Origin of the sequence: Acinetobacter sp. RIT698 (genome assembly GCF_009668065.1) — a bacterium.
In the GTDB taxonomy this organism is placed as follows: Bacteria; Pseudomonadota; Gammaproteobacteria; order Pseudomonadales; family Moraxellaceae; genus Acinetobacter; species Acinetobacter guillouiae.
In genome coordinates, this window is record NZ_WJYH01000024.1 from 1 (window position 1) to 25405 (window position 25405).

A 25405-nucleotide genomic window follows, 5' to 3' on the forward strand; every position below is an offset into this window, starting at 1 on the left:
CAGTGATTTTAGTTGTACAACCTCCAACTATAAAAATAAAAAATAACAAGGCTAAAACATTTTTCATAAACACTCCGAAAGCTAAAAATTTAATTTTTTATAATTACTTATACCAAGTACTAAAAGTTGAGGTCTTAAGTCACGCCATGTTTTTCCATTGGGATGTAATTCGAAATGAGGCCTATCAATTAGGGATTTCCATCGACCACCCCATACTAATCCTAATTGTTCACCAATTGGTCCTAATTTTTTATGATCTTCTTCTGCACTACTTCTTCTGTCTTGTGGAGATAATTTCTGATTATAGGCAACAATTTCACCATCTCGCACAGACCAAACATCTACAGCCAAACCATATTGGTGATAACTTTTTAATGGTCCCGCTTTTGTAACCCCGCTAGATAAAGCGCCTTGTGCTGCAGGGCTTCTATAACCATCCGTAATTGTCCAACATATGTTGAGTGTTTGGTAGCCAGTATTAATTAATTGAATTATGTAGGGTTGATATATTGGATGAAGTTCAGAAATTCTAGCTAATGCCCGTTTGTAATGCTTCTCTCCTCCACATGCTTCTGGTAATAAGCCACTAGTATTGACAGGATCAGATGCTTCCACTTCAGCCACAGGAGATTCTTCTTTGTTTTGAGAAGCATTCTGTTTTACTTTTGGTGGCGTAGACTTCTTATCTTTCTTGCTCTCAATTTTAGCTTTTGCTTGAGTGAGCCCTACTTTTCGGTCATAGACTTTTAACTTTTGGTTCTCACGGAGATGATCATCGCTTAGCCCATTAAGCTTTTTAATTTCATCGACCGTATTAGCTGTAAGCTTTGCAATTAAAGTTAATGTATCTTTATACTGAACTACAATGATCGTGGTTTTTTCTTGCTGACGAGGCTTTGTTTCTACTGGCTTAGTTTTATTTTCAGGAGTTGCTGTTTTTTTGACAGGGATTTTTAGCACTTGCCCAGGATGAATATCTGTATCACTTTTTAAATTATTTATTTTGATCAATTCTGATGTCGTTGTTTGATTATCATTCGCTATTCGAGATAAATAATCACCTTCAGCCACAATATAGGTTGATCTTAGATAAGTACCAGTTGCCACATCCTTTGTAGAAAGATTCACGCCTTTCAGTAAAACTTTTGGGCTACGAACAATAAAAATTGTTTTTTCTCCAACCAGCTGTATTTTGACTTTAGATTGATATTCCCCAGATGTACTACTCCTGATCCTCACATCAATCATCGTGCCTATAGGTCGCTTAAACCAAACAGATTCACCACTGGCAGGAGTAACATGATCAGATATAAGAGAAGACCCCACCCAAAGTTGATGGACTAATCCTTGAATAGGTTGTTCTAATGCATCAAGAAATTTAATATTTGCTAAGCAATCCATCATTAAACCTCTTGATCATGCTGGTCATGTGAACGGCATAGGTATTCAAACGCGTCCTCATCGTCAAGACCATCATCTACAGAAACGGTCCAATCTTCTTCTGTACCAATGAGAATATCGTAGTCATCATTATGGTCCGAGCTTAGTCTTTGAGTTCGTCCATGCTGATCCAGTGTCCCTGAAACATAGGTGTTATTTTTATTATTGATGAGTTTATATTTCACATTAGAAAAATCAGTCTGGTAAAAAAGATCATAAAAATCCCATTTATTACTAAATAGAGTCTCTTCTTTTAAGATAGGAAGTGTTGGAATTTCAGCTTTAACACGACTTCCCGTTTTAAACTGATGTTGCCCGGCAAAAACTTTAAAATCATTTGGTGTTTTAATTGTTATGCCATTTTTTGAAATGATGATTTGTGAACCACCAGCCATGACTATACCATTTATTAGTTTGTTGGTATTATATGTTTAGCATATCTTACAAAAATGAACAATATGACTTTTATCATTGCTATACAACTTGAGGATGGTGTAGTGGTTGCTGTAGATAACAAAAACATTCAATTAAAAGATAAAAATATCAATGATTTTGAGGAATATGACGATGTAAAGTTGTATGGGTGGGATGGTGGTGTTATCACGGGAACAGGTGAAATGTATGTCATTGATAAAGCAATAAGACTTTTTATTAATAATGCTGAATCTGATCTTAAAAAATTACCAGAATGTTTAAATATATCCAGACAAATTCGTGAAATGGAGGTTGGTCAGCATGAGCAAATCCAATCATCCAAATTGCTCTATTCAAGCTTTAGTGATTCAGGTGCAAAAATTTTTGCTGTTGAATGTGATGAAACAGGCGTTTATCGAACTCGTGAATTTCAAAATAACGATGTAATCGTTTGGTTTTTTAACCAAAATATTCAGGAAATAACGCAAGATTTAAACAACTTGTATAGCAAAGCACGAAGTTATAGTTCTTTTGAGCAACAAGCAGATGGGTTTAATTATTATCTTCATCCTATTGCAGAAATTTTCTATAAACAAAGTCAAGTCGATACTTGGATGAGTAGCAGTTTTAATATTTGCTTCCAAACAAGAAACCAATGCTTTTCTGCCTATATCCATAATCAAAGAAATGACTTTATCGAGGGTCACTAAGTTGAAGGGGTACCTATGTACCCCTTCAAAGAAACTTGAACTTAACCCGTATTACGTAAACCTGCCGCAATACCAGCAATACTGACCATCAGTGCATGATCTACAGGGGTATGTTCCGCCTGACATTCAGCCAAGTATGCACGACGACGTTTCATCAATTCGGCTTGTAATAAATGCAAGGGTAATAAATACGGCTTACGTACTTTCATGGCTTGATCAAGCACATCATTGGAACTTAACAGTTGCGATTCACCTTTCATCGCCAACAGGGTTTGTACTGCATCATGCAAGCGTTGACGTAATTCAGCACCAAGTACTTTTAAGTCTTCATCATCGGTAAGATGAGATTCATAATACAGTGCAATATTTGAGTCGGCTTTAGAGAGGACCATTTCCAACATATCAATTAAGGTTTGGAAATAAGGCCATTCCTTTAACATTTCATCCAATACCGCTTTTTGACCTTGATCAATCACTTGGTTGATCGCTGCGCCAGTACCCAGCCAAGCAGGAAGCATTAAACGAATTTGGGTCCAGGCAAAAACCCAAGGAATGGCTCGTAAAGATTCGATTCCACCACTGACTTTACGCTTCGCAGGACGTGAACCAAGCGGCAACATTTGTAACTCAAGCTCAGGGGTGACGGTGCGTAAATATTTAACAAAATGAGGATTTTCACGCACAGTCTGACGATACACCTGAACAGATAAATCCGTCATGCTGTGCATCAAATCTCGCCATGCTTGTTTTGGCACAGGTGGTGGTAATAATGTCGCTTCTAAGGTTGCAGCAGCATAAATTTCCAAATTTTGTAAGGCAATTTCTTCTAGACCAAATTTAAAGCGAATCATTTCACCTTGTTCAGTTACACGGATTGCGCCTGAAATTGAGCCAGGTGGTTGAGAAAATAATGCTTGTTGGGTTGGTGCACCACCACGACTGATTGAACCACCACGACCATGAAACAAGGTCAGTTGAACACCATGTTGTTTGGCAATTGCAGTCAGTTCTTCTTGCGCACGATACTGGGCCCAGTTTGCGGACATAAAGCCAGCATCTTTGGCAGAATCCGAATAGCCAATCATGACTTCGTGCTTAGCTTGGATATGCTGTTTATACCAGTGCATATTGAACAGGGTACTCATGGTACTTGCAGCACCATCCAAGTCTTTCAAGGTTTCAAATAAAGGAACAACGCGTAATGGATGTTCAATTCCCGCTTCTTTTTGCAGTAACAATACCGCCAAAACATCACTTGGATATTCCGCCATTGAAATGATATAAGCACCTAAGCTTTCTTTGGGTTGTTCAGCCAAAGTACGCATGGTTGCAAAGACTTCTTGAACATCAGGGTTTTCAATCAGACTACCTGAAGGCTCATTTAAATGTTTAGGTAATAATGGGCGTTTGCTTTGTAATTCTTGCAATAAGAAATTTTGACGCGCTTGTTCTGTCCATGTCTCAAAATTACCCAAACCGAGATATTCGGTAATTGCTGAGATAGCTTGGCGATGGCGACCTGACTCTTGGCGAATATCCAGTTTAAGCAACTCAATACCAAAACAATTTACTCGATAGATAAAGTCGAGCAATTTACCATTGGCAATCTCAGGTAAATTACATGCCATTAGTGAACGATAGCAAAGTAATAACGGTTGTAATAATTCATCTTTATGGCGAATGATTAAACTGCGATCGACATCTGAATGCTGACCACGTAATTTATCTGCCAACCATTGACGGGTTGCTTTGAGGCGTTCACGGGTCGCACGCAAATATTCGCGGTAAGGTTCAGGATGGCTATAACCCAAAGCTTGAAGTAGCTCATTGGAATAGGCTTCAATCGAGAGTTCCCAACGAAGATCTTCAATATCACGCACATAAAGGTCAGCCGCTTTCCAGCGTGACAACCACAAAACTTCTTGAGTAATGTTATGGGTGACGTTCGGATTACCATCACGGTCACCCCCCATCCAAGATGCAAAACGAATTGGAGAAATATCCAAAGGTAAAGCTTTTGCACAATTGTCCTGAACGAGGTCATCCAATTCACGGATGAATTTTGGAACCGCATTCCACAAAGTCTGTTCAATCGTGGTAAAGCCCCATTTTGCTTCATCTATCGGGGTTGGGCGATGCTGACGGATTTCGTCAGTTTGCCATGCAGAACAGATCAGTTGTTTTAAATCGGTTAACACATCTGCACGTTGCTTAGGTGTCAGTTTTTGCTGATCAAAAGTAGACAGGCAATGATTAATGCCATCATATTTTTGGATTAAAGTACGACGACTGACTTCGGTTGGATGCGCTGTGAGAACCAATTCAATTTTTAATTCACAAATTTGTTTATAGAGCGTTTCTGCTGAAATTTGCTGATCTTTGAATTTGCTAAATAAATGATCCAGCACATTGGGTGATGGTGAGTTTTCATCGCACTCACTTTGTCGACGACTACGCACAACGTGATATTGTTCAGCAATATTGGCAAAATTTAGAAAGTGTGAAAAGGCGCGGGTGAGTGGCAGAATTTCATCATCTTTTAAATTTAAAAATAATTGTTCAAGTTGTTTTTCTGCTTCAATTTGACCATCTCGAGCGCCTTTACCTAAAGCCCGAATTTGTTCAATTTGATTAAACAAATCTTGTCCTGCATGTTCCTTTAGCGTTTCGCCTAAAAGGTTTCCGAGTAAGCGTACATCTTCACGCAGCGGAGCATCAATTTGTTGAACCATTTGTTACTCTCCAGTTCTTGTTATCTCGAATATAACGTGATTCCACCACAATCCAAGAGACTCCCTACAAAAGTATGTAAATGACTGTGCAAGAAGTCGACTTTGGCTTAATTTTAATTTGGATATTTAGCTTTAGTTTTTGCCCTTTTGATATCAACAAGCCTATGCGATATGCATTGAGTATGCCTTAAACAACAATTGGACATTATTTTGTTTTTAAATAATTTCAGTTGGCTTTATATTTCATCATAAATAAATCAATACTTTCGGTGATGATTTGCTGTTTTTCATCTTCCGTAGGAATCGGGCGAATCCCCAATAAGACCTCGTGGTGTCGAACACCCAATAATAATGACAAAATTAAATTAATTTGTTTTTCAATATCATCCGTTTGAATAAATTTAAGTGTGACCGCTTGTTGGAAAAAATCTTGCCAAACTGCACACATTCTTTGATGGGAAGAATTATAAAACTGTAAAGCCAAAGGATTTTTTTCTGCGGCAAGTTCTAACAATAGATGCTCAAGTTTAATGGCTTCAGGTAAGCTAATCACAGTGAGTGCCAACTCACACGCCTGAAAAAAATGTGCATAAAAATCACTTTGAAGATTGAGTCGTAATGGTCGAGCATCGATAGACGCTTCACAGGTTGCTTCAATGGCACAACTAAATAAAGTTTCTTTATCTTGAAAATGGTTATATACCGTCAGCTTTGTGACGCCTGCTTCTTTGGCGATTTGATTCATGCTTGAACCGTGATAACCCAATTTTAGAAATAGCTTTTTGGCGGCTTCCAAAATGTGTTTCCGTTTTTCTAAGTCCTTTGGACGTCCAGCTGTTATTTGCACAATAAGTTCCAAAAAAAGAAAAATAGGTCAATTACTCTATACATGATTCACAATTACTGTACCATGCAGTATATTAATTAAAAAATGAGCAAATAAATATACTCATTCTATTTTGCCCGAAAAAATGCATTTGATTAAGAGCCTTGCCTATGCGTAGTTTAAATTTAATGATCACGAGCCTATTGGTATTGTGTAGTGTAACAATAGTGGGGTGTAGCAAACCAGCACCTGAAGCGGAACAAATTCCCTTGGTGATGGTGACCCAACCTACAACATCACATGAAGACCAAAAAAGTTATGCAGGGGATGTTCAAGCTCGACAGCAAACAGCATTGGCATTCCGTGTCGGGGGACAAATTACAGAACGCTATGTCGATGTTGGGGCTCGTGTCAAAGTTGGGCAAGTCTTAGCAAAACTTGATGTGAAAGATGCCCAATTACAATTGAACTCAGCCAAAGCACAACTCGAAAGTGCACAATCTGCAGCTAAGGCTGCAGCAGATGAATTTAAACGCTTTCAGCAGCTCTTACCGATCAATGCTGTGAGTCGTTCACAGTATGATTCAGTGAAAAATCAATATGATGCTGCTCAGGCAAGTTTAAAACAAGCCCAATCCAATTATGATGTGAGCGCCAATCAAACGGGTTATAACCAATTGATTGCCAATAAAAATGGGGTGATTACCCAACGTAATATTGAAACTGGGCAAGTGATTTCAGCAGGGCAAGCGGCATATCAACTAGCGATTGATGGTGATCGTGAAGTGGTGATTGGGGTACCTGAACAAGCCATTGCAGAGATTAAAGTCGGACAAAATGCATGGGTGACTTTATGGTCTAAACCTCAAGATCGATTTGCTGCCTATGTTCGAGAGATTTCTCCAGCAGCCGATCAATCACGTACATTTATGGTTAAAGTGGCTTTAAAAGAAGGGCAGTCCGCAATTCAACTTGGGCAAAGTGCGCGGGTATTCTTTAATCAAAATATTCAAAATGTATTGAGTGTGCCTTTATCTAGCGTCTCAGCAAATAACAATCAAGCCTATATCTGGGTGGTGAATCCAGACCAAACGATTCGTAAAGTTTCAGTGACTTTGGGCAGCTATGGTCGTGACAGCGTTACTGTCGTGAAAGGCTTAAATCCTGGACAATGGGTGGTTGTAGGAGGGGTACATTTACTTCGTGAAAAGCAAAAAATAAAACCGGTAGACCGTGAAAATCGTGCTGTAACTGTTCAAAAAGGAGCATGATCATGAGTCCATTTAATTCCTTTAACTTGTCAGAATGGGCACTCAAAAATAAAGGATTAGTACTTTATTTTATGATCCTATTGGGTATTGTCGGGCTATTTTCCTATTCAAAACTCTCTCAGAGTGAAGATCCACCCTTTACTTTTAAAGTCATGGTGGTACAAACCTATTGGCCTGGTGCAACAGCTCAAGAGGTTTCTTTACAAGTTACCGATAAAATTGAAAAAGAACTGATGAGCACAGGGCTCTATGACAAGATTATGGCTTACTCGCGTCCGGGTGAGTCTATGGTCATGTTTATGGCAAAAGACTCATTAAAATCTAACCAAATTCCAGATGTTTGGTATCAAGTGCGTAAAAAAGTAGGCGATATCAAAACACAATTACCTTCTGGTGTTCAGGGGCCGTTCTTTAATGATGAGTTTGGGGATACCTTTGGGAATATCTATGTCTTAACAGGCAAAGATTTTGATTATGCAACGTTAAAAGAATATGCAGACCGTTTACAGCTTCGCTTACAACGGGTAAAAGATGTCAGTAAAGTCAATCTGGTGGGCTTACAAGATCAAAAAATCTGGATTGAGCTTTCCAACACCAAAGCCGTACAAATGGGCGTACCAGTTACTGCAATCCAAGAGGCTTTGGCAAAGCAAAACAGTGTGACCAGTGCTGGCTTTTTTGAAACAGGCACTGACCGTATTCAAGTGCGAGTCAGTGGTGCTTTAAAAAGTGTCGATGATTTGAAAAAAATGCCCTTGTTGGTGGGAAATAGAACCATTCAACTGGGTGATGTTGCTGACGTTTATCGTGGATTTAGTGAGCCAGCACAACCTCGCATGCGTTTTATGGGCGAGAATGGAATTGGTTTAGCGGTTTCTATGCGTAAAGGTGGTGACATCATCGCATTGGGCAAAAACCTAGAAACGGAATTTAAGACCTTACAAAAATCACTGCCTTTAGGTATGGAACTGAAAAAAGTTTCAGATCAACCAGTGGCTGTTCAACGCAGTATTCATGAATTTGTCAAAGTTCTTGCAGAAGCAGTCATTATCGTTTTATTAGTGAGCTTTTTTTCGCTTGGTTTTCGTACAGGCTTGGTGGTGGCATTTTCGATTCCACTGGTGCTTGCGATGACTTTTGCAGGTATGAATTTATTTGATGTTGGCTTACATAAGATTTCTCTAGGAGCCTTGATTCTGGCCTTAGGGTTATTGGTTGATGATGCCATCATTGCCGTCGAAATGATGACCATCAAAATGGAACAGGGCTATAGCCGGATGAAGGCAGCTGGTTTTGCATGGACCAGTACCGCATTTCCAATGCTGACCGGAACATTAATTACCGCAGCAGGTTTTTTACCTATTGCTACAGCCGCATCAAGCACAGGGGAATATACCCGTTCAATTTTCCAAGTGGTGACCATTGCCTTAATTGTCTCATGGATTGCTGCTGTGGTTTTTGTTCCTTATCTAGGGGATAAGTTACTTCCAGATTTTAACAAAGTGCCACAAAAAGCACCGTGGTATCAGCGTCTTCTTGCAAGATTACGTAAGCAACCAGAACCTCAGCCCGTGATTCATCATACTGGTGAGCATTTTGATCCATATCAATCTAAATTTTATCAAAGCTTTAGAAAGTTGGTGAATTGGTGCGTGACCTATAGAAAAACCGTCATTTCAATTACGGTTGGGGTTTTTGTCCTGTCTGTGGTGATGTTTAAGTTTGTACCCCAACAATTTTTCCCGTCTTCAAACCGTGCTGAAATTTTGGTTGATTTAAAATTGGAGGAAGGCGCATCACTGACTGCAACTGAAGAGGCCGTGAAGAAAGTCGAGGCATTTTTATCCAAGCAAAAGGGTATTGATAATTATGTTGCTTATGTAGGAACAGGTACACCACGTTTCTATCTGCCTTTAGATCAACAGATGCCACAAGCCAGTTTTGCACAATTTGTGGTTTTAGCATCGTCACTGGATGATCGTGATGAAATTCGTAAATCCTTAGATACGCAAATTCGCCAATTATTGCCACAGGTGCGTATTCGTGTCTCTTTATTAGAAAATGGTCCTCCTGTTGGCTATCCATTGCAATTTCGTGTATCGGGTGAAGACATTGCAATTGTTCGTCAGGAGGCGCAAAAAGTTGCTCAACTGGTGGGTGAAAATCCAAATACCGCAAATGTTCATTTGGACTGGGGTGAGCAAAGTAAAATCATTTCGTTGGTGATTGATCAAGATCGTGCCCGTCAAATGGGTGTAACCTCAGAAGATTTGGCGAATTTTTTAAACAGTTCGATATCGGGTGCAATTATCAATCAATATCGTGAAAAACGTGAGCTGATTGATGTTCGTATCCGCGGTGATCAGGCTGAGCGTGTCAATGTTGAAGCATTATCTAGTCTTGCTGTTCCAACAAGTAAAGGTACCACCGTACCTTTGGCGCAGATCGCTACGCTTCAATATAAATTTGAAGATGGTTTAATTTGGCACCGCAATCGATTACCGACCATTACTGTACGTGCAGATATTCGGACCAAGTTACAGCCTGCAACGGTTGTCAATGAGCTGGCTGAAAAAATGGATCAGCTCCGTACAACCTTACCAAGTGGTTATTTGCTAGAAGTTGGTGGCGCGGTAGAGGAGTCCGCAAAAGGGCAAACCTCTGTGAATGCAGGGATGCCATTATTCCTTGCGGTGGTATTTACTTTGCTGATGCTGCAGTTAAAGAGTATTTCTCGCTCATTCATTGTATTTTTGACAGCGCCGTTAGGTTTAATTGGGGTGGTCTTATTTCTACTCTTATTCAATAAGCCTTTTGGTTTTGTGGCGATGCTGGGTACCATTGCATTATCTGGAATGATTATGCGTAACTCACTGATTCTGATTGATCAGATCGAACAAGATATTCGATCAGGGCAGAATCAATGGGATGCGATTTTGGATGCTACAGTTCGTCGATTCCGTCCAATTATTCTCACCGCCTTGGCAGCAGTATTGGCCATGATTCCGCTTTCTCGGAGTATTTTCTTTGGACCAATGGCAGTGGCCATTATGGGTGGCTTAATTATTGCGACACTTTTAACGTTATTTTTCTTACCAGCGTTGTATGCGACTTGGTTTAAGATTAAAAAAACTACAGAAAATACATAAATTGTTGAGAATATTAGGTGCGAAAAATTGAAAACTTCAATATAGTAGCACTTAATCTTTAACAGAAAATAACATAGGAAATTTTATTGCATAATAAGTAAATCGGTATGCAATAAATTTGAGGTCAAAAACACCCATGGGGCAAACAAATCCAGAACAGCATCGTAAATTTATTACGAGCTCTTATTTGTTTATGTTTCTTGCATTGTTTACGGTGATTACAGCCGTGTTGGCGTATTGGTTAGCACGTAAAGTAGCAGTGGCAGATAATGCAGAGGTATGGATACATGCGCAAGCGTTGTGGATTATGCGCAATGCTCTCATTTTTTTGATTTTGGCAGCCTTTGCTGCGCTATGGTTTATTCCGTTAATCTTTTTCTATTGGGACAGTTTCATTTGGGTAAAAGCGTGCACTGTGGCTGGTGTGGTATTTAGTGCCATTGCGTGGTTATATTTACTCAATACATGGCTCAAAGGTTTTACTAAATATTTACAGAAAAAAGCTGTTTTTTAAAAAAAACCACATTTCACGCTTGTAAAAAATAACATCGCCCCCAATTTACTCTGCATAGAAGTATTATCAAATTTTGTGGAGCATCGCCAATCATGGCTAAACGTGATTATTATGAGGTTTTAGGTGTTGCTAAAACCGCTAGTGATGATGAAATTAAAAAAGCCTACCGTAAGTTGGCGATGAAGTATCATCCAGATCGTAATCCTGACAACTCAGAAGCTGAAGAAAAGTTTAAAGAATGTGCGGAAGCATATGAAATTCTTTCTGACGGTGAAAAACGTAGCATGTACGACCGTATGGGCCATAACGCCTTTGAAGGTGGTATGGGCGGCGGTGGCTTTGGTGGTGGTTTCAGCGCCGAAGACATTTTCAGTCAGTTTGGTGACATCTTTGGTGGCGCTTTTGGCGGAGGTGGCCGTGGTCAGCAACGTGCGCGTCGTGGTTCCGACCTGCGTTATGTCATGGAATTAACACTCGAAGAAGCGGTGAGAGGCGTTAAGAAAACCATTACCTTTACTGCACCAGCACCTTGTGATGTGTGTGATGGTAAAGGTTCAAAAAATCCAAATGATGTAGAAACCTGTAAGACTTGCCATGGTGCAGGTCAAGTGCGTATGCAACAGGGCTTCTTCTCTGTTCAGCAGACATGTAGTACCTGTCGTGGACAAGGTAAAATTATTAAAAATCCATGCAGCAAATGTCATGGTTCAGGTGTATCAGATCGTCAGCAAACTCTTGAAGTTACTATTCCTGCAGGTGTTGATAATGGTGATCGCGTTCGCTTAACGGGTAAAGGTGAAGCGATTCGTGATGGTCAATCTGGTGATTTATACGTTGAAGTCGTAGTACGTGAGCACGATATCTTCCAACGTGATGGTGCAGACTTATATATGGATGTACCTGTTAGTATCGCAGATGCTGCTTTAGGTAAAGAACTTGAAATTCCAACATTGGATGGCCGAGTCAGTTTGAAAGTGCCTGAAGGTACACAAACCGGTAAAATGTTCCGACTACGTGGTAAAGGGGTAAAACCTGTACGTAGCAGTATGCAAGGTGACTTACTTTGCCGTATTGTGGTGGAAACACCTGTACATTTGACCAGCCGTCAACGTGAGCTATTGAAAGAACTTCAAGCCACGATGGAAAGTGATGACAATAAATCGTCACCGAAGAAAAAATCTTTCTTCGATCGTTTATTTGACTAATTGAGTTTAGATCTTTTCATTTAGCAAGCTAAACATTGAATATGTAAAAACGGAGCAACAGATCTTGTTGCTCCGTTTTTTTTATTTTGATGCTTGATTCGATGGTGATAAATCAAATTCGTTGTCATCCGGGGCAGCATCTATTGAATTATCATCTTGGGGGAGTATCACCGCGGGATGTGTTGCTGGTGTCGATGATTCTGATGATGGAGCGGTAGGCGGTGTGGTGTCTTCGGCCCAAACTAGTGAAACAGTTGTTGTCATCATCAATCCTAAAATGATTTTTTTGAGTTGCATGCTATTTCCTTTGATATATGCTTTTTATGATTGCGTCCAAGCGCTTTTAGTGTAGCGTATTTTGCTACTACATCGTTATTTTGCAAAACGATGTTTGTCATTATTTAGAAAGACTAGATTTGGTATTTTGTGCCTAGTATCAGTTAAAAAAACGCAAAATCGCAAACATAGACGAATTATTAACAGACCTTACAGATCTGAAAAATTTAAATTTTGTTTTTTAGTTATTTTTAGCTGTAATTTAATACACATTTCAAGCAGTTTTTAGATAATTTAAAAATAATATAAGTGTTGATGTTTGGCTGTAGTGCCTAATTTTTATGATGATAATTACAATTGAATTGAGTTATTTTTAAAATGAGAGGTTGAAGGTATTGGAGATACCCTCAACCGCTGAAAAATAGGTACTTATTATTCGATGATTGGTGCATCAATATCTTCGACACGAACTTCTGTTTGAGGTTCAGATGCTGTGTTGCTATTGGGTTGAGCAAGCGTTTTTTCTTCAGTTGTCGTTGATGTTGTTGCAGGCGCTGATTCAGCCCAAACATTTGTCATCATCATGCCGAGTACCAGAGCGAAAGCCACTTTATTCGAATGCATATTGATCTCCTTATAAGCCATATTATTTTCATTCGTGGCATGTAGTCTGCTGTGGGATTCTTGCATTTTGATGAAATGGATTTGAAAAGTTGTAAATTTTTCAAAGTTTTACCGATATATTTTATAAAATTAATCTATTTATTCGTTCAGGCTATTCTGTACCAATGAGCGCAACAGATCCCAAAGCAAGTAAAAAGATCACAGTATTTTTTTATATTGAAACGTCGTCTTGGAACCGAGTTTTGTTATAGTAGAGCCAAATTTTCAAATTCAGATTTAGGAAGATCGTATGTCAGCAGCTCCACGCATTGGTATTGTAGGTGCAGGTGGCCGTATGGGCCGTACATTGATTCAAGCTGTACAACAAGCAGGCTTTCAGCTTGCTGCTGCAGTAGAGCGTCCAGAAAGCACATTAATTGGTGCAGATGCAGGAGAGCTTGCAGGAATTGGTGCTGTGGGAATCAAAGTGGTTGGCAACTTGGAAGAGATCCTCAAAGATGTGGATGTGGTGATTGATTTTACTGCGCCTGTTGCCACTGAACATAATTTAAAACTATGCAGTGCTGCTGGTGTTGCGATGGTGATTGGTACAACGGGTTTTTCGGATCAACAAAAAGAGCTATTAAATCAATCTGCCACTCAGACACCGATTGTTTATGCTGCAAATTATTCAGTGGGTGTGAATGTTTCGATTAAATTACTTGAGTTGGCAGCTAAAGTATTTGGCGATACTGTGGATATTGAAATTATTGAAGCACATCACCGTCATAAAGTAGATGCACCATCAGGTACTGCACTGATGATGGGTGAAGCTGTTGCTGACACACTGGGTCGTGATTTAAAGAAAGTTGCTGTCTATGGTCGTGAGGGGCATACAGGTCCACGTGAACGTGAAACCATTGGCTTTGAAACGATTCGTGGTGGTGATATTGTGGGCGAACATACAGTGATGTTTATTGGCGAAGGTGAGCGTGTGGAAGTGACACATAAAGCCACGAATCGTATGAATTTTGCTGCCGGTGCTGTACGTGCAGCTGCTTGGGTTGTCGGCAAAGATGCAAAAAAATACGATATGAAAGACGTTTTAGGCTTAAATGATATTTAAGCTTAAAATCTGATGCGATAGAATTAAAACAATTAGTCAAATTTTGAACATTCAAAAATGAAAAAAACAGTGATGTTATTTGCTTGTGTAATCAGTGCTTTTGGCCTGACTACACAAGCTGCTTTACCAAGCAATGCCAAATTGAGTTTAAATAAAAATAACATTCAGGTATGGACATACAAGGATGCCAGTAATTCTGTGTTGTCTTATAAAGCTGAAACAACATTAGACGTGCCGATTGATCGTGCTGTTGCTTTGGTATTGGATGTTAAAAACTCACCGAAATGGGTCCCCAATGTTGCCAAAGCTGAAGTGTTATCTCGCGATGATAAAAAAGGTGAATTCAGCATTTATATGGTTTTAGATTTTCCCTTTCCGTTAAAAGATCGCGATATGGTGGTCAAAGGAACCATGTCTAAAGATGCAAATGGCAGTATTTTTATTAAAAATTCTGCGATTCAGCAAGGTAAAGCACTGAATCCTGACTATGTGCGTTTAAAAGATTATTCAGGTGATTGGACCTTTCAAAAACTGGGTGCCAATAAAGTCAAAGTCATTACCTCTGGACACGCCAATCCCGAAGGCTCTATTCCTGCCAGCTTAACCAATATTTTGGTCGAACAGCAGCCTTATCAGATGTTGCAGAAAATGAAAACAGAATTGGCAAAGAATAAACCCTTTGCAGCTTTGCCTGATATTTTAAAATAGGCATTGTTTGATCAATAATCCTGAAGCAGACCCTATTGACGAAACAACTTTATATTCGAAAAAATAATGCTTAGCAGATCTTTCCATTTAACTATTGAAAGTAACCTTTCTTAAGGTATTGATGTAGAAAGAAAGGTTACTTGCAGTCTTTGTCACGATTGTTAATCGCTAGGCTGAATGGCTATATTGTTGTACAGGTGCTTTATTCATTTTCATTTGAATAAAAACCAGCACTAGCCCTAAAGCTGTGAGTACCGCACCTGCAATAGACACCGCAGCATAACTCATGCCCATACTCAATACTGCGCCACCAGCTGTTGCACCTAAAGCATTGCCTAAATTAAATGCCCCAATATTCACAGAGGATGCCAATCCAGGTGCTTCATGAGCAACAGACATGACACGCATCTGTAAAGGTGGGACCACTGCAAAGGCTGCTGCTCCCCAGACAATCAGTGCCAATGCTGCACCAATTTGAGTTTGAGCCAGTATAGGGAACAGCAACATGCTCACCATCAGTAACAGCAAGAAACTGGTCAATGTTTTGGTCAGTGACAAGTCTGCAAATTTCCCACCTAAGTGATTACCAATTGAAAAACCAATTCCAATCAGTACCAGCATCAAGGTAATAAACATCGGGCTGGCATGGGTGATGTTTTGTAGGCTAGGCGCAATATAGGTATAGAGGGTAAACATTGCACCTGCACTCATCACCGTGGTGAGCAATGCAAGAACCACAGGCAGCCGAGTCAGCACTTTTAATTCTGCTTTGACATCAGGACGTTGGCTTGCTTTATCTTCAGGCAAGGCTTTCCATAGTGACAGCATAGTAATCACGCCGAGTAAGGCGATTGCTGCAAATGACATACGCCAGCCAATATTCTGCCCAACCCATGTGGCTAAAGGCACACCACCGATGTTGGCAATGGTGAGGCCCATAAACATGGTGGCAACTGCACTGGCTTGTTTGTCTTTAGGTACGACGCTTGTTGCAACAATGGAACCAATCCCGAAAAATACCCCGTGATTGAGACTGGTCAGGATTCGAGCGGCCATTAAGCCCCAATAATTGGGGGCAATTGCAGCAAGAATATTACCAATGGTAAAAATAATCATGGCTAAAATAAGCGCTTTACGTCGTGGAAACCGTCCAAACCATAAGGTCATAAACGGTGCACCAATCATGACACCGAGTGCATATGCGGTGATCAGCATACCTGCGGTTGGGATTGAAATATTCAAATTTTCTGCAATTTGGGGAAGAAAGCCCATAGGAGAAAATTCTGTTGTTCCTATTGCAAAAGCACCAATCGCTAATGCGAGTAAGGGAAAATTTAATTTCATGAGGAATCTCAAATATACAGCATATTGAAAATGATGGGGTGTAACAGCGTTTGGTCAATCACTGGGATGGTCATTTACTTTTCAGCCGCTATTTTGATGAAGTGACAAAATAAAGCTTCGCAAGAAAATAATCTTGCGAAGCAATCTAAGTCATGATCAAAAGGCGGTAAAGCCTGTTTCGAAGCCTAGTAAGCAAAAACCTAGCAACCAAACTTTACTCATCAAAGCCTGAGCCAAGATTTGCGCTGCTTTAAATCACTTTTACTCAATTAGTGAATTAAACATCCCACTGAGGTGCTAAGTTTTCAGGATCAACCTCACGGCCATTACGTTCCAATTGTGCGATTAATTGCATTTCTTCAGCAGATAACTGAATCTCTTGTGCTTTTAAGTTGGCGATTAAGTTTTCACGTTTAGTCGATGACGGAATGACAGCAAAGCCTTTCTGCAATGCCCATGCCAATGCAATTTGAGCGCTAGAAGCCTGATGCTGTTTGGCAATTTCAGTTAATGTTGGGTCATTTAAAACTTTGCCATACGCCAAGGTCATATAAGAGGTCACATCAATATTTTGTGACTGTAAAAAATTCACCAACTTATCATTTTGCAAATAAGGGCTAAGTTCAATTTGGTTGGTGGCAATATTTTCAAGTCCTACAGCAGCGATGGCTTGTTGCGATAAGTCGATATTGAAGTTTGAAATTCCAATATGTTCAGTTAGACCCAGCTTTTTCGCTTCTAATAGGTTATGCATCATTTCTGCAACAGAAATTCCGAGACTTGGCGCTGGCCAGTGAATCAAGGTTAAGTTGACTGCATCAGTACCCAGTTTCTGTAAGCTGTCTTTAAGACTTGGAATAAGTTTGTCGGCTTGATAATGATCTGTCCATATCTTTGTTGTGATAAATAAATCATCACGATGGATATGGCTTTCAGCAATGGCCTGACCGACTTCTGCTTCGTTGCCATAGATTTGAGCAGTGTCTACAGCACGATAACCAACGTCTAAGGCTGTTTTGACCGAGTCAATCACAGTTTGTCCTGTTAAACGGAAAGTACCGACACCAAATTGAGGAACGATGTTTGTCATGCTGGATTTCACTTTATTTTCTGAGATTGAGTGTATTTTGCTACTTTAATTGTTGCGGAAAAATACAGGAATATGCAAAATATTATTGACTAGAAATCAACAATAAGCAGAGCGCTGACAGCAATGAAATCTACACTCGAAGAATTACAGGCTTTTATTAATATTGTTGATAGTGGTTCGATTGTTGCAGCAGCAACGCATCTTGAACAAACCACTTCAGGTGTAAGTCGAGCCTTGCAACGACTTGAATCTAAACTGAATGTCACCTTATTAGAGCGGACAACACGTAAACTTAAGTTGACCCAAGAGGGGCAATTATTTTTAGCAAAAGCCCGAAAAATTGTGCATGACCTCAATGAAGCAGAAGATGCTTTATTAAAATCTGACAGTGATACATCTGGGCTGATTCGCGTGGATTCCGCGACACCTTTTGTATTACATGTGATTGCACCGTTGATGCAAGAGTTTTCTCAGTTGTATCCTGAAATAGAAATAGAGTTAAACAGTAACGATCAGATCATCGATTTATTAGAACATAAGACAGATGTTGCAATACGTTTTGGTGATCTTAATGATTCGAGCTTACATGCGCGTTTGTTGTGTAAAAGCCGATTATATATCGTTGCCAGTCCTGAGTATTTAGCTACACATGGTTATCCAGCAACACCGCAAGATATTTTAAATCATACCCAAATTGGCTTTAGCAAAGTCAGCCGTTTAAATACTTGGCCGATTCGAGTCAATGGAGAAAGGCTTACTGTCAAACCAAAAATCAAAGCATCCAGTGGTGAAACTGTCCGTCAACTGTGTTTACGCGGGCATGGAATTGCGAGATTGTCTGAGTTTGAGATTTTAAAAGATATAAAGCAAGGACGCTTGATTGCTCTATTTGAAGATCAAATAGAGCTTTATGAGCAACACATCCATGCAGTGTATTATCAACAGGAACATTTACCAAAGCGTGTCCGTTTATTTATTGAGTTTTTAACGCAAAAGCTGTCAAAGTTTCGATAGTCTTTTGTGGTGGTAAATCCAGACTCAGTAAAGTTTGGCTACTGGGTTTTTGTGGATTGACCAATTGGATTTCAAAATGATCAGTTGCTGTCTGAAGACATTTAAACGCCAAGTCTTTTTGCACCGGGATATTAATCTTCATCCGTTGATCACTACTGGCATGGTAGCGGTAGTTTCGCACAGCTGCAGTCTGGTGTAAGGTGGGTTCTAGATGATCAAGCTGATACTCAGCTAAATTTTGTGTTTTTAAAAAGCCTTCAATCAAAGATTTACATACAAAATGTTGTTTCTGAGCAGCTTGATTGACCTGCTGAGGCTGGCAAGCAGTTAATCCAAAGACAATACTGATTAAAGCGATCGTTCTCATTTTTTTCTCCTTTCAAATCAATTTGTTTGTAAAAATTGGCTGTGAATGAAGCATAAATCTGTTAACTTTATAGATACAGATACAACAAATATTAAAATTTGAGTACAGATATGGCTTTTCAATATCAAACATTAGCACAACAAATTGCACAGAAAATTTATTGTGGAGAGTTGGCCGTTGGGCAACGTCTGAGCTCTTTGCGAAAATTTGCAGCATTGCAAAATATTAGTCTCAATACAGCAAAGAGTTGTTATGAATTGCTTGAAGCGCAAGGCTTGATTTACGTCAAAGAAAAGTCTGGCTATTTTGTTCAATCGCAGCAAAAAGCCCCACAGATTGCTGTACCTGACCATCCTGATTTTAAGTCGAGAGCGCGTGAGGTTTCAAATCTAGACTTACAAATTCAAATTCATGAAGCAGCAATCAATAATAAACTGATCCATTTAGGTTCGATTCAGTTATCGCCTAATTTAGTTCCTGTAGAGGCCTTACGCCGTTCAATACAACGTGCTTTAAAGCACAGTAAGCCAGAAGACTTTTTATATAATGACCGCCAAGGGCACCTTCAGTTAAGAGAGGCATTGTCAGCACATTGGGCTGAAGATGGTTTTTATATTGCCAAAGAAGATATTTATATCAGCAATGGTTGTATGCCGGCATTGTCTGTGATGATTCAAAGCCTGAGCCAAATCGGTGACAGTGTGATTGTACCCACGCCAAACTATAATGGTCAGTTGCAATTATTGGCGTTGCTCAAACGAAAAATTATTGAAATCCCTGCCAATACCGAAGGTTTTGATCTGGAGCGTTTAGAACAAGAGATGCAAAACTCAGCTGCAAAAGTCTGTTTATTAACCGCCAACTTTCAAAACCCTTTAGGCTTCTGTTTGACTAATGCCGAGAAAGAAAAAATCGCACAGCTGGCAGCGAAGTATCAGTGTTACGTGATTGAAGATGATATTTATGCTGAATGTAGCTTTAATGCCAAACGCCCTTTACCGATTAAATATTGGGATCAACAGGGCTATGTAGTTTATTGCGGATCGGTTTCCAAGTCGTTGTCGACCTCTTATCGAGTCGGTTGGTTCTGTTTGCCACAACGTTTACAGCACTTACATGCCAAGTTGATTTTACAAAATGTTTCGGTCAATACACCATTGCAATTGGGTCTTGCTGATTTGATTTATAGCCGAGCCTATCGTCAGCATTTGAGTGAGTTACGCCCTAAGTTGATGGCTCAAGTTGCGCAATATTTACAGTTTATTCAACATGCTTTTTATGGGGTTGAGATCCGTTTAAATCAACCGCAGGGAAGTTATGCCTTGTGGTTACAGTTCCCAGAACAGATTGATAGCTTGGCGTTGTATTATTATGCACAGCAATACAGTATCAATATTGTGCCAGGGATTATTTTTGGTGAGGATCACCGTTATAACAATTGTATTCGCTTAAATGCAGGCCATGAATTGTCTCAGGAAATTCAGGATGCAATTATGTTATTGGCAGATTGGGTAAGGGGGGAATTGTCAGCCAAGAGTGTGGCTTAAACTGATTTGTGAGTAAATGCATAGCCCGACAGCCTTATTCCATTCACGGTTCTTGATAAACCGTGATGGATGGTCAGACTTAAATTAGAAATCCGCTTTTAATACGATACGATAACGAGCTTTTCCAGAGTGAAGTCGCTCCAAAGCCTCATTAATTTTTGACATTGGATAAACTTCAATTTGTGGTGCAATATTTTTGCGTGCGGCAAATTGTAATAATTGACGCAATGCAAAAGGGGAGCCTGTTGGTGAACCAGTCACTGATTTTGCACCGCCAATCAGTGCACCCGCTGGAATCGGCATCGGTTCGAGGACTAAACCTAGCATATGAATTGTGCCATTTGGCGCCAGTGTATTGAGATATGCTTTCCAGTCCAAACTCACATTTACCGTACAGAGCAATAAATCAAATTTGCCACGTTGTGCTTTTAAAGCATTGGCATCGCGACTATTGACCACATGGTCTGCACCCATCGCTTTAAGTTCATCTGTTTTATCCAAACTCGATGTAAAGGCAGTGATCTCACAACCCCACGCTTTGAGTATTTTAATGGCCATATGACCTAAGCCACCAATCCCAATCACACCAACATGGTGAACTGCTTGAATTTGATGTTTTAAGATTGGGTCAAAAACAGTGATACCACCACACAATAAAGGGCCAGCACTTTCAGGGTTTAAATCTTCAGGAAAAGGAATAATCCACTGCCAACCTGCACGGACCTTATCTGCAAACCCGCCTGCATGACCAACGATAGTTGCAACTGAACCCCCTGTGCAAAGCACTTGTTGACCACTAACACATGGATCACAGTGCTGACAACTTTCCGCAGTCCAACCGATACCGACACGTTGACCGACTTTTAATCCTTTCGCTTCTGAACCCAGCTGAGTGATGGTACCGATAATTTCATGACCGCCAACCACTGGGAAAACTGAATTTCCCCATTCATTGTTAATCACTGAAACATCGGAATGGCATAAACCGCAATATTCAACTTTGACTTCGACCTGATGAGGCTGTAATTCACCTGCATCAAATTGATAGGGCACAAGTGCTGCACCTGCCTCTAAGGCAGCATAAGCATGAAACGTATTATTTGACATGTGAATCCTTCCTGTTTGCTCAGTTAAACTTTTAGCGGGATATACAATCATTTTCATGGTCATTGACCATACCCACTGCTTGCATAAAGGCATAGCAAGTGGTTGGACCAACAAATTTAAAACCATTCTTTTTTAACGCTTTGGAAAGCTTTTGACTGGTTTCGGTTTGTGCCGGTGCTAATTTATAATCAGGGACATCATTGAGTTGTACTTGCTGGTCGACGAAATCCCATAACCAGTTCACCATATCGATGTCTTGAGCTTTCATGTTTTGCCATGCAATGGCATTGTCACGAATTGCCGTTAATTTCCCGATATGGCGAATCAGCCCAGCATCCTGACATTTTAGTGCAAGCTCTTGTTCAGTAAAATTGGCGATGGTTTGAATCGGGTGGTTAAAAAATTGGGCGCGGTAGCTTTCACGCTTTTTTAAAACAGTAATCCAAGATAAACCTGCTTGTTGCCCCTCTAGGCAAAGCATTTCAAATAAATGCTGTTCATCTCGATTGGATTTACCCCACTCTTGATCATGATATTCAATATAAATAGGATCATCTGAACACCAACCACAGCGTTTATTTGTCATAAAAGATCTACCATTGTTCTGATTGATTTAAGTTTTAATTCTCTAAAGTTTAAATTCGACCCACTGATCTTGTTTGTTGTCCCAATAGGAAAGTTGCGCATGTTGTAAATCTTTAAAATTTACCCAAATATCTTTACCCGCTTTGTCTGCAAAGCCAGTACTGATCATTAATGCTTCATCGGTGATTTCCATAATCCAGCCTTGATGATTTTGTCCATTGAGGGCAATTTTTTGTTGATTGCCTGATTCTGCAAATTCAACTAAACGCTCAAGCAATGCTTCTGACATGGAATATTCCTAAATTGATTCAATCTAAAATTAACGTAAATAAGGGTAGGGGTTGACTGCACCTTGGCCTTTACCTCTTAAGTATAGTCCATAGTGCAAATGCGGTGCAGTATGTCGTGCATTTCCAGTATTGCCCACATAGCCGATTAACTGACCTTTTTTAACGTAATCGCCTTCTTGTAGACCACGTTTGTGATCGTTTAGATGAGCATAATAGTGATAAACACCACCTGGTCCGATGAGCCAAATCACTTTACCCCCCAGATTATTGCTCTTTAAGCTGGCAATCACACCTTCAGTACTACTATAAACTTTGGTTCCACGTGAAGCCATGATGTCAATTCCTTCATGTGCTCGCCCAGCACTGCGAGATGCACCCCAAGTATCTGTGAGGTTTTGTGGTTTTACTCCATCTACAGGAATTGCCAATCGGGTTGGCATTGACATTGCTTTTAGGCGGTTAATTTGAGCTTGTGGAAGCTGTGGCTTAGATGAGCTTGGCTTTTTAGGTGCAGTAGTACATGCAGTTAAAATAATGGCAAGCAAGGCCATCAAGCAATATTGGATGCTACGTGACACGAGAAATCCTTTTTTTCAAGTTTCAAAAGGGCAAATTAAAATTGAAATATGCTTAGAATACCCGTGTCTGACTATGTCATATTTTTACTGCTGAGATCAATTTTTTCATGGCTGTAGGGATGCCCATTTGTGTAGCTTTTTGTGGTGTTAACCATTCGCCCCCAAGTTCAGCCTGAAGATATTCTTTTTGGTCTGATTCAACTCGAACAATATGCGCATTTAAAATCCATGTGAAATGGGTAAAGCTATGCGAGATTTGGACAGGTTCAACAGTTGAAATAAGTTTTAGACTTTGACAAAGCTGTTGAAACGCGAGCTCATTTTCAAAAATCGGTAAACTCCATAAGCCTCCCCATAAACCACTGTTAGGACGCTGCTCCCATAACCATTGTTGATCTGACTCAATTAATAACACTGTGGCTGTTCTAACGGGAACAGGCTTTTTAGCTTTCTTATAAGGCAGTTCAGTTTCTAGCCCTTGTTGATGGGCTTGGCAATGTTGTTGCATAGGGCAGTATAAGCAGAGTGGCTTTTTAGGCGTGCAAATGGTTGCACCCAAATCCATAATTGCTTGGGTATAGTCATGGTTGCGTTCAGTTGGGCATAAACTTTCCGCCAGTTGCCACATGGCTCGTTCATGGATGGGTTTACTCAGGTCATCTTCAATGGCAAAGAAACGGGCCAAAACACGTTTTACATTGCCATCCATAATGACGCCATATTGGCGTAAGCCAAGCGACATCAGTGCGCCACCAGTAGAGCGACCAATACCTGAAAGTTCCACCCATTGTTCTAAGCTTTGTGGGAAATGCCCTTGTTGGCTGACCACGCCTGCTGCTTTATGCAAATTGCGTGCACGGGCGTAGTAGCCTAATCCTGCCCAATAGGGGGCAACATCATCCCATGAGGCTTTACCCAAATCATCGACAGTCGGAAAGCGTTGGATAAATTTATCAAAATATTGCAGTACAGTTTTGACTTGGGTTTGTTGCAACATAATCTCAGACACCCAAACTTTGTATGGATCATCAGCCACTTGCCACGGTAAATCATGGCGCCCGTGTTGATCAAACCAAGTCAATAGCGCATCTGAAAATGAAAATTGCGACATAACAATCTAGCGTAAAAATTGGATGCTCAGTATAACCAAGATAAATTTATTGCGGAAAATTATCTTAAACTTGAGCAGCAATTTGCATAAAAAAAGACGCCAAAGCGTCTTTTCAAAAGCGTTTATAGCCACAACTTAGTTTTCGTTGATGATACCCCAACGCTTATCCAGTTTAAGCGGTTCGTTTTTATAACGTGGGATAATGTGAATATGGAAATGTTCACTTTGATCTTCACCAAACACATGACCATCATTAAAGGCGATATGGAAACCTTCAGGTTGATGGCGAATCTTAAGCTCGTTACGTGCCAGTTCCAATAAAGAGGAAAGGCTTTTACGTTCTTTCTCTGAAACCTCAAAAAAAGAAGCAATATGGCGCAAAGGAATAATCACTGAATGACCTTTAGACAAAGGGTTATGTTCAGGCAAAATTGCACCAAATTCATTTTTATCAATGATATCAAATTCTTCAAAGTCACAATAAGGACATACTTTTTCAGTCATTTCTAATCCCTCGTTTTGTTGTCTTAATCAACGTAGAACATATTTTAATTAAGCCAGAGTAGGTTAAGCCAAGGTGCGATCTAATAAATCATACATTGCTGCTAATCCTGCTTTTTCTGCTTCGGCGTTATAACCTAGATCTACGCCATTGGCTTTTGCTTTTTCATCTGCTTGTGGGTTACTAAAGCCATGTTTAGCATCTTTCAGGATGATCACTTCAGATTTTACCTGAGCATGCTGCATTTCTTGTTTAAACGATTCGACATCTGCCAAAGACACCATGCTGTCTTTTTCACCATGTAGCACTAAAACTTGCGCTTTAAATTTTTCTGCTTCCGCTGCTTTTTGCGCAGATAAATTTGCATGGAAAGTAATCGCAGTTTTTAAGTCAGCACCTGAGCGTGCCAAATCTAATATCACTTTACCACCATAACAGAATCCAATCGCAGCCAAACGCGTTGCATCGACTTCTGGTTGTGCTGCTAAAGCAGCCAAAGCCGCGGCTGAACGCTCAACAATGGTTTGCTCATGTTGGAAGGTTTGCATCATCCACTCATGGGCTTGAGTCGCAACAGCCGTGGTTTTTTTATCGCCATACATATCAATTGCCAGCGCAGCAAAACCATGTTGTGCCAACTCTCGAGCACGTTGTTCAGAATACTCATTTCGACCCCACCATTCTGGACCAACAATCACACCTGCAACTGGTTGTGCGGATTCAGGTGCAGCAAAATAACCGATTAAAGTTGTTCCATCTTTTGCTTGATATTGAATTTCACGAGTTTTGATTGCAAGAGTCATCTGTTAATCCTTGTGTATCGGCGAGAATGAGATTGATTAAAGCATAAATATATAAGATTCAAATGACTAAATTTCGAATATTTACAATAGAAA

Annotated in this window: 25 protein-coding genes; 9 read left to right on the top strand and 16 right to left on the bottom strand. The window is 40.0% G+C overall.

All coding sequences use genetic code 11. The annotated features are described in order from the left end of the window. Positions 1 to 81: 81 nt before the first annotated feature. Both GJV03_RS11885 and GJV03_RS11890 read right to left on the bottom strand, forming a co-directional pair. Positions 82 to 1401 carry a M15 family metallopeptidase gene (locus GJV03_RS11885; protein WP_151956667.1) on the bottom strand — a complete coding sequence of 440 codons (1320 nt, stop codon included), beginning with the start codon at positions 1399 to 1401 and terminating at the stop codon, positions 82 to 84. A gap of 2 nt (positions 1402 to 1403) precedes the next feature. Beyond that, positions 1404 to 1835 carry a hypothetical protein gene (locus GJV03_RS11890; protein WP_004718858.1) on the bottom strand — a complete coding sequence of 144 codons (432 nt, stop codon included), beginning with the start codon at positions 1833 to 1835 and terminating at the stop codon, positions 1404 to 1406. A gap of 63 nt (positions 1836 to 1898) precedes the next feature. On the opposite strand from GJV03_RS11890, the gene GJV03_RS11895 reads away from it, so the two are divergent. Beyond that, positions 1899 to 2564: a hypothetical protein gene (locus GJV03_RS11895; RefSeq protein ID WP_171287931.1), complete on the top strand. Its 666-nt coding sequence runs from the start codon at positions 1899 to 1901 to the stop codon at positions 2562 to 2564. 41 nt (positions 2565 to 2605) lie between these two features. Here GJV03_RS11895 and ppc read toward each other — a convergent pair whose 3' ends face one another. Beyond that, positions 2606 to 5296, bottom strand: coding sequence for a phosphoenolpyruvate carboxylase (ppc, locus tag GJV03_RS11900; RefSeq protein ID WP_004718854.1), 2691 nt, complete (start codon positions 5294 to 5296; stop codon positions 2606 to 2608). Between the two features lie 226 nt (positions 5297 to 5522). After that, complete coding sequence (locus GJV03_RS11905) at positions 5523 to 6143, bottom strand: TetR/AcrR family transcriptional regulator (RefSeq protein ID WP_004718853.1); 621 nt, start codon at positions 6141 to 6143, stop codon at positions 5523 to 5525. A gap of 149 nt (positions 6144 to 6292) precedes the next feature. Here GJV03_RS11905 and GJV03_RS11910 point away from each other — a divergent pair, with 149 nt between their 5' ends. The 4 genes from GJV03_RS11910 (at position 6293) to dnaJ (ending at position 12261) form a co-directional block, all read left to right on the top strand. Then, complete coding sequence (locus GJV03_RS11910; RefSeq protein ID WP_004718850.1) at positions 6293 to 7393, top strand: efflux RND transporter periplasmic adaptor subunit; 1101 nt, start codon at positions 6293 to 6295, stop codon at positions 7391 to 7393. A gap of 2 nt (positions 7394 to 7395) precedes the next feature. After that, positions 7396 to 10542: an efflux RND transporter permease subunit gene (locus GJV03_RS11915; protein ID WP_154130160.1), complete on the top strand. Its 3147-nt coding sequence runs from the start codon at positions 7396 to 7398 to the stop codon at positions 10540 to 10542. Between the two features lie 136 nt (positions 10543 to 10678). Further along, positions 10679 to 11056, top strand: coding sequence for a hypothetical protein (locus GJV03_RS11920; protein WP_004718846.1), 378 nt, complete (start codon positions 10679 to 10681; stop codon positions 11054 to 11056). 92 nt (positions 11057 to 11148) lie between these two features. Next, on the top strand, positions 11149 to 12261 hold the full coding sequence (gene dnaJ / locus GJV03_RS11925; protein WP_004718844.1) for a molecular chaperone DnaJ: 1113 nt from the start codon (positions 11149 to 11151) through the stop codon (positions 12259 to 12261). Between the two features lie 81 nt (positions 12262 to 12342). Here the strand turns inward: dnaJ and GJV03_RS11930 are convergent, their stop codons facing one another. Together GJV03_RS11930 and GJV03_RS11935 are read right to left on the bottom strand one after the other, a co-directional pair. Then, the gene (locus tag GJV03_RS11930) at positions 12343 to 12558 is read right to left on the bottom strand and encodes a hypothetical protein (protein WP_105713935.1); all 216 of its coding nucleotides are present in this window, start codon (positions 12556 to 12558) and stop codon (positions 12343 to 12345) included. A 411-nt stretch (positions 12559 to 12969) separates the two neighbouring features. Then, entirely contained in the window at positions 12970 to 13161 is a 192-nt protein-coding gene (locus tag GJV03_RS11935; protein ID WP_105713934.1) for a hypothetical protein, read from the bottom strand. Positions 13162 to 13450: 289 nt separating this feature from the next. Between GJV03_RS11935 and dapB the strand changes: the two genes are divergently transcribed. Then, a complete protein-coding gene (gene dapB / locus GJV03_RS11940) occupies positions 13451 to 14266 on the top strand; it encodes a 4-hydroxy-tetrahydrodipicolinate reductase (RefSeq protein ID WP_004718838.1) in 816 nt (271 codons plus the stop codon). Between the two features lie 57 nt (positions 14267 to 14323). Then, entirely contained in the window at positions 14324 to 14974 is a 651-nt protein-coding gene (locus tag GJV03_RS11945) for an START domain-containing protein (RefSeq protein ID WP_096732468.1), read from the top strand. A 168-nt stretch (positions 14975 to 15142) separates the two neighbouring features. On the opposite strand, the gene GJV03_RS11950 is transcribed toward GJV03_RS11945, so the two are convergent. Both GJV03_RS11950 and dkgB read right to left on the bottom strand, forming a co-directional pair. Beyond that, a complete protein-coding gene (locus GJV03_RS11950; protein WP_004818249.1) occupies positions 15143 to 16318 on the bottom strand; it encodes an MFS transporter in 1176 nt (391 codons plus the stop codon). A gap of 277 nt (positions 16319 to 16595) precedes the next feature. After that, positions 16596 to 17408, bottom strand: a complete 813-nt coding sequence (gene dkgB, locus GJV03_RS11955) for a 2,5-didehydrogluconate reductase DkgB (protein ID WP_154130161.1) — start codon at positions 17406 to 17408, stop codon at positions 16596 to 16598. Positions 17409 to 17531: 123 nt separating this feature from the next. On the opposite strand from dkgB, the gene GJV03_RS11960 reads away from it, so the two are divergent. Next, entirely contained in the window at positions 17532 to 18422 is an 891-nt protein-coding gene (locus tag GJV03_RS11960) for a LysR family transcriptional regulator (protein ID WP_004718832.1), read from the top strand. On the opposite strand, the gene GJV03_RS11965 is transcribed toward GJV03_RS11960, so the two are convergent. Then, positions 18382 to 18789, bottom strand: coding sequence for a hypothetical protein (locus GJV03_RS11965; protein WP_056517032.1), 408 nt, complete (start codon positions 18787 to 18789; stop codon positions 18382 to 18384). The genes GJV03_RS11960 and GJV03_RS11965 overlap by 41 nt on opposite strands. A gap of 110 nt (positions 18790 to 18899) precedes the next feature. Between GJV03_RS11965 and GJV03_RS11970 the strand changes: the two genes are divergently transcribed. Beyond that, the gene (locus GJV03_RS11970; protein ID WP_154130162.1) at positions 18900 to 20336 is read left to right on the top strand and encodes a PLP-dependent aminotransferase family protein; all 1437 of its coding nucleotides are present in this window, start codon (positions 18900 to 18902) and stop codon (positions 20334 to 20336) included. Positions 20337 to 20420: 84 nt separating this feature from the next. On the opposite strand, the gene GJV03_RS11975 is transcribed toward GJV03_RS11970, so the two are convergent. From GJV03_RS11975 to GJV03_RS12005, 7 genes are all read right to left on the bottom strand, one after another. Next, positions 20421 to 21443: an NAD(P)-dependent alcohol dehydrogenase gene (locus GJV03_RS11975; protein ID WP_034614740.1), complete on the bottom strand. Its 1023-nt coding sequence runs from the start codon at positions 21441 to 21443 to the stop codon at positions 20421 to 20423. A gap of 31 nt (positions 21444 to 21474) precedes the next feature. Beyond that, positions 21475 to 22029, bottom strand: coding sequence for a DNA-3-methyladenine glycosylase I (locus GJV03_RS11980; protein ID WP_151801874.1), 555 nt, complete (start codon positions 22027 to 22029; stop codon positions 21475 to 21477). A gap of 42 nt (positions 22030 to 22071) precedes the next feature. Beyond that, entirely contained in the window at positions 22072 to 22317 is a 246-nt protein-coding gene (locus GJV03_RS11985; protein WP_056517037.1) for a hypothetical protein, read from the bottom strand. Positions 22318 to 22347: 30 nt separating this feature from the next. Then, a complete protein-coding gene (locus GJV03_RS11990; protein WP_004718822.1) occupies positions 22348 to 22896 on the bottom strand; it encodes a M23 family metallopeptidase in 549 nt (182 codons plus the stop codon). A 76-nt stretch (positions 22897 to 22972) separates the two neighbouring features. Further along, on the bottom strand, positions 22973 to 24007 hold the full coding sequence (gene mutY, locus GJV03_RS11995) for an A/G-specific adenine glycosylase (RefSeq protein WP_004818258.1): 1035 nt from the start codon (positions 24005 to 24007) through the stop codon (positions 22973 to 22975). A 135-nt stretch (positions 24008 to 24142) separates the two neighbouring features. After that, positions 24143 to 24511 (bottom strand): HIT family protein, encoded by a 369-nt coding sequence (locus tag GJV03_RS12000; protein WP_004718818.1) that lies wholly within the window; start codon positions 24509 to 24511, stop codon positions 24143 to 24145. A gap of 63 nt (positions 24512 to 24574) precedes the next feature. Then, positions 24575 to 25312, bottom strand: a complete 738-nt coding sequence (locus tag GJV03_RS12005) for a dienelactone hydrolase family protein (RefSeq protein WP_154130163.1) — start codon at positions 25310 to 25312, stop codon at positions 24575 to 24577. Positions 25313 to 25405 lie beyond the last annotated feature (93 nt).

Bases quoted from the DNA above. Each gene is read 5' to 3' on its own strand.
- GJV03_RS11885 (WP_151956667.1), bottom strand. From the start codon at position 1,401: ATGGATTGCTTAGCAAATATTAAATTTCTTGATGCATTAGAACAACCT.
- GJV03_RS11890 (WP_004718858.1), bottom strand. From the start codon at position 1,835: ATGGCTGGTGGTTCACAAATCATCATTTCAAAAAATGGCATAACAATT.
- GJV03_RS11895 (WP_171287931.1), top strand. From the start codon at position 1,899: ATGACTTTTATCATTGCTATACAACTTGAGGATGGTGTAGTGGTTGCT.
- ppc (WP_004718854.1), bottom strand. From the start codon at position 5,296: ATGGTTCAACAAATTGATGCTCCGCTGCGTGAAGATGTACGCTTACTC.
- GJV03_RS11910 (WP_004718850.1), top strand. From the start codon at position 6,293: ATGCGTAGTTTAAATTTAATGATCACGAGCCTATTGGTATTGTGTAGT.
- GJV03_RS11915 (WP_154130160.1), top strand. From the start codon at position 7,396: ATGAGTCCATTTAATTCCTTTAACTTGTCAGAATGGGCACTCAAAAAT.
- GJV03_RS11920 (WP_004718846.1), top strand. From the start codon at position 10,679: ATGGGGCAAACAAATCCAGAACAGCATCGTAAATTTATTACGAGCTCT.
- dnaJ (WP_004718844.1), top strand. From the start codon at position 11,149: ATGGCTAAACGTGATTATTATGAGGTTTTAGGTGTTGCTAAAACCGCT.
- GJV03_RS11930 (WP_105713935.1), bottom strand. From the start codon at position 12,558: ATGCAACTCAAAAAAATCATTTTAGGATTGATGATGACAACAACTGTT.
- GJV03_RS11935 (WP_105713934.1), bottom strand. From the start codon at position 13,161: ATGCATTCGAATAAAGTGGCTTTCGCTCTGGTACTCGGCATGATGATG.
- dapB (WP_004718838.1), top strand. From the start codon at position 13,451: ATGTCAGCAGCTCCACGCATTGGTATTGTAGGTGCAGGTGGCCGTATG.
- GJV03_RS11945 (WP_096732468.1), top strand. From the start codon at position 14,324: ATGAAAAAAACAGTGATGTTATTTGCTTGTGTAATCAGTGCTTTTGGC.
- GJV03_RS11950 (WP_004818249.1), bottom strand. From the start codon at position 16,318: ATGAAATTAAATTTTCCCTTACTCGCATTAGCGATTGGTGCTTTTGCA.
- dkgB (WP_154130161.1), bottom strand. From the start codon at position 17,408: ATGACAAACATCGTTCCTCAATTTGGTGTCGGTACTTTCCGTTTAACA.
- GJV03_RS11960 (WP_004718832.1), top strand. From the start codon at position 17,532: ATGAAATCTACACTCGAAGAATTACAGGCTTTTATTAATATTGTTGAT.
- GJV03_RS11965 (WP_056517032.1), bottom strand. From the start codon at position 18,789: ATGAGAACGATCGCTTTAATCAGTATTGTCTTTGGATTAACTGCTTGC.
- GJV03_RS11970 (WP_154130162.1), top strand. From the start codon at position 18,900: ATGGCTTTTCAATATCAAACATTAGCACAACAAATTGCACAGAAAATT.
- GJV03_RS11975 (WP_034614740.1), bottom strand. From the start codon at position 21,443: ATGTCAAATAATACGTTTCATGCTTATGCTGCCTTAGAGGCAGGTGCA.
- GJV03_RS11980 (WP_151801874.1), bottom strand. From the start codon at position 22,029: ATGACAAATAAACGCTGTGGTTGGTGTTCAGATGATCCTATTTATATT.
- GJV03_RS11985 (WP_056517037.1), bottom strand. From the start codon at position 22,317: ATGTCAGAAGCATTGCTTGAGCGTTTAGTTGAATTTGCAGAATCAGGC.
- mutY (WP_004818258.1), bottom strand. From the start codon at position 24,007: ATGTCGCAATTTTCATTTTCAGATGCGCTATTGACTTGGTTTGATCAA.
- GJV03_RS12000 (WP_004718818.1), bottom strand. From the start codon at position 24,511: ATGACTGAAAAAGTATGTCCTTATTGTGACTTTGAAGAATTTGATATC.
- GJV03_RS12005 (WP_154130163.1), bottom strand. From the start codon at position 25,312: ATGACTCTTGCAATCAAAACTCGTGAAATTCAATATCAAGCAAAAGAT.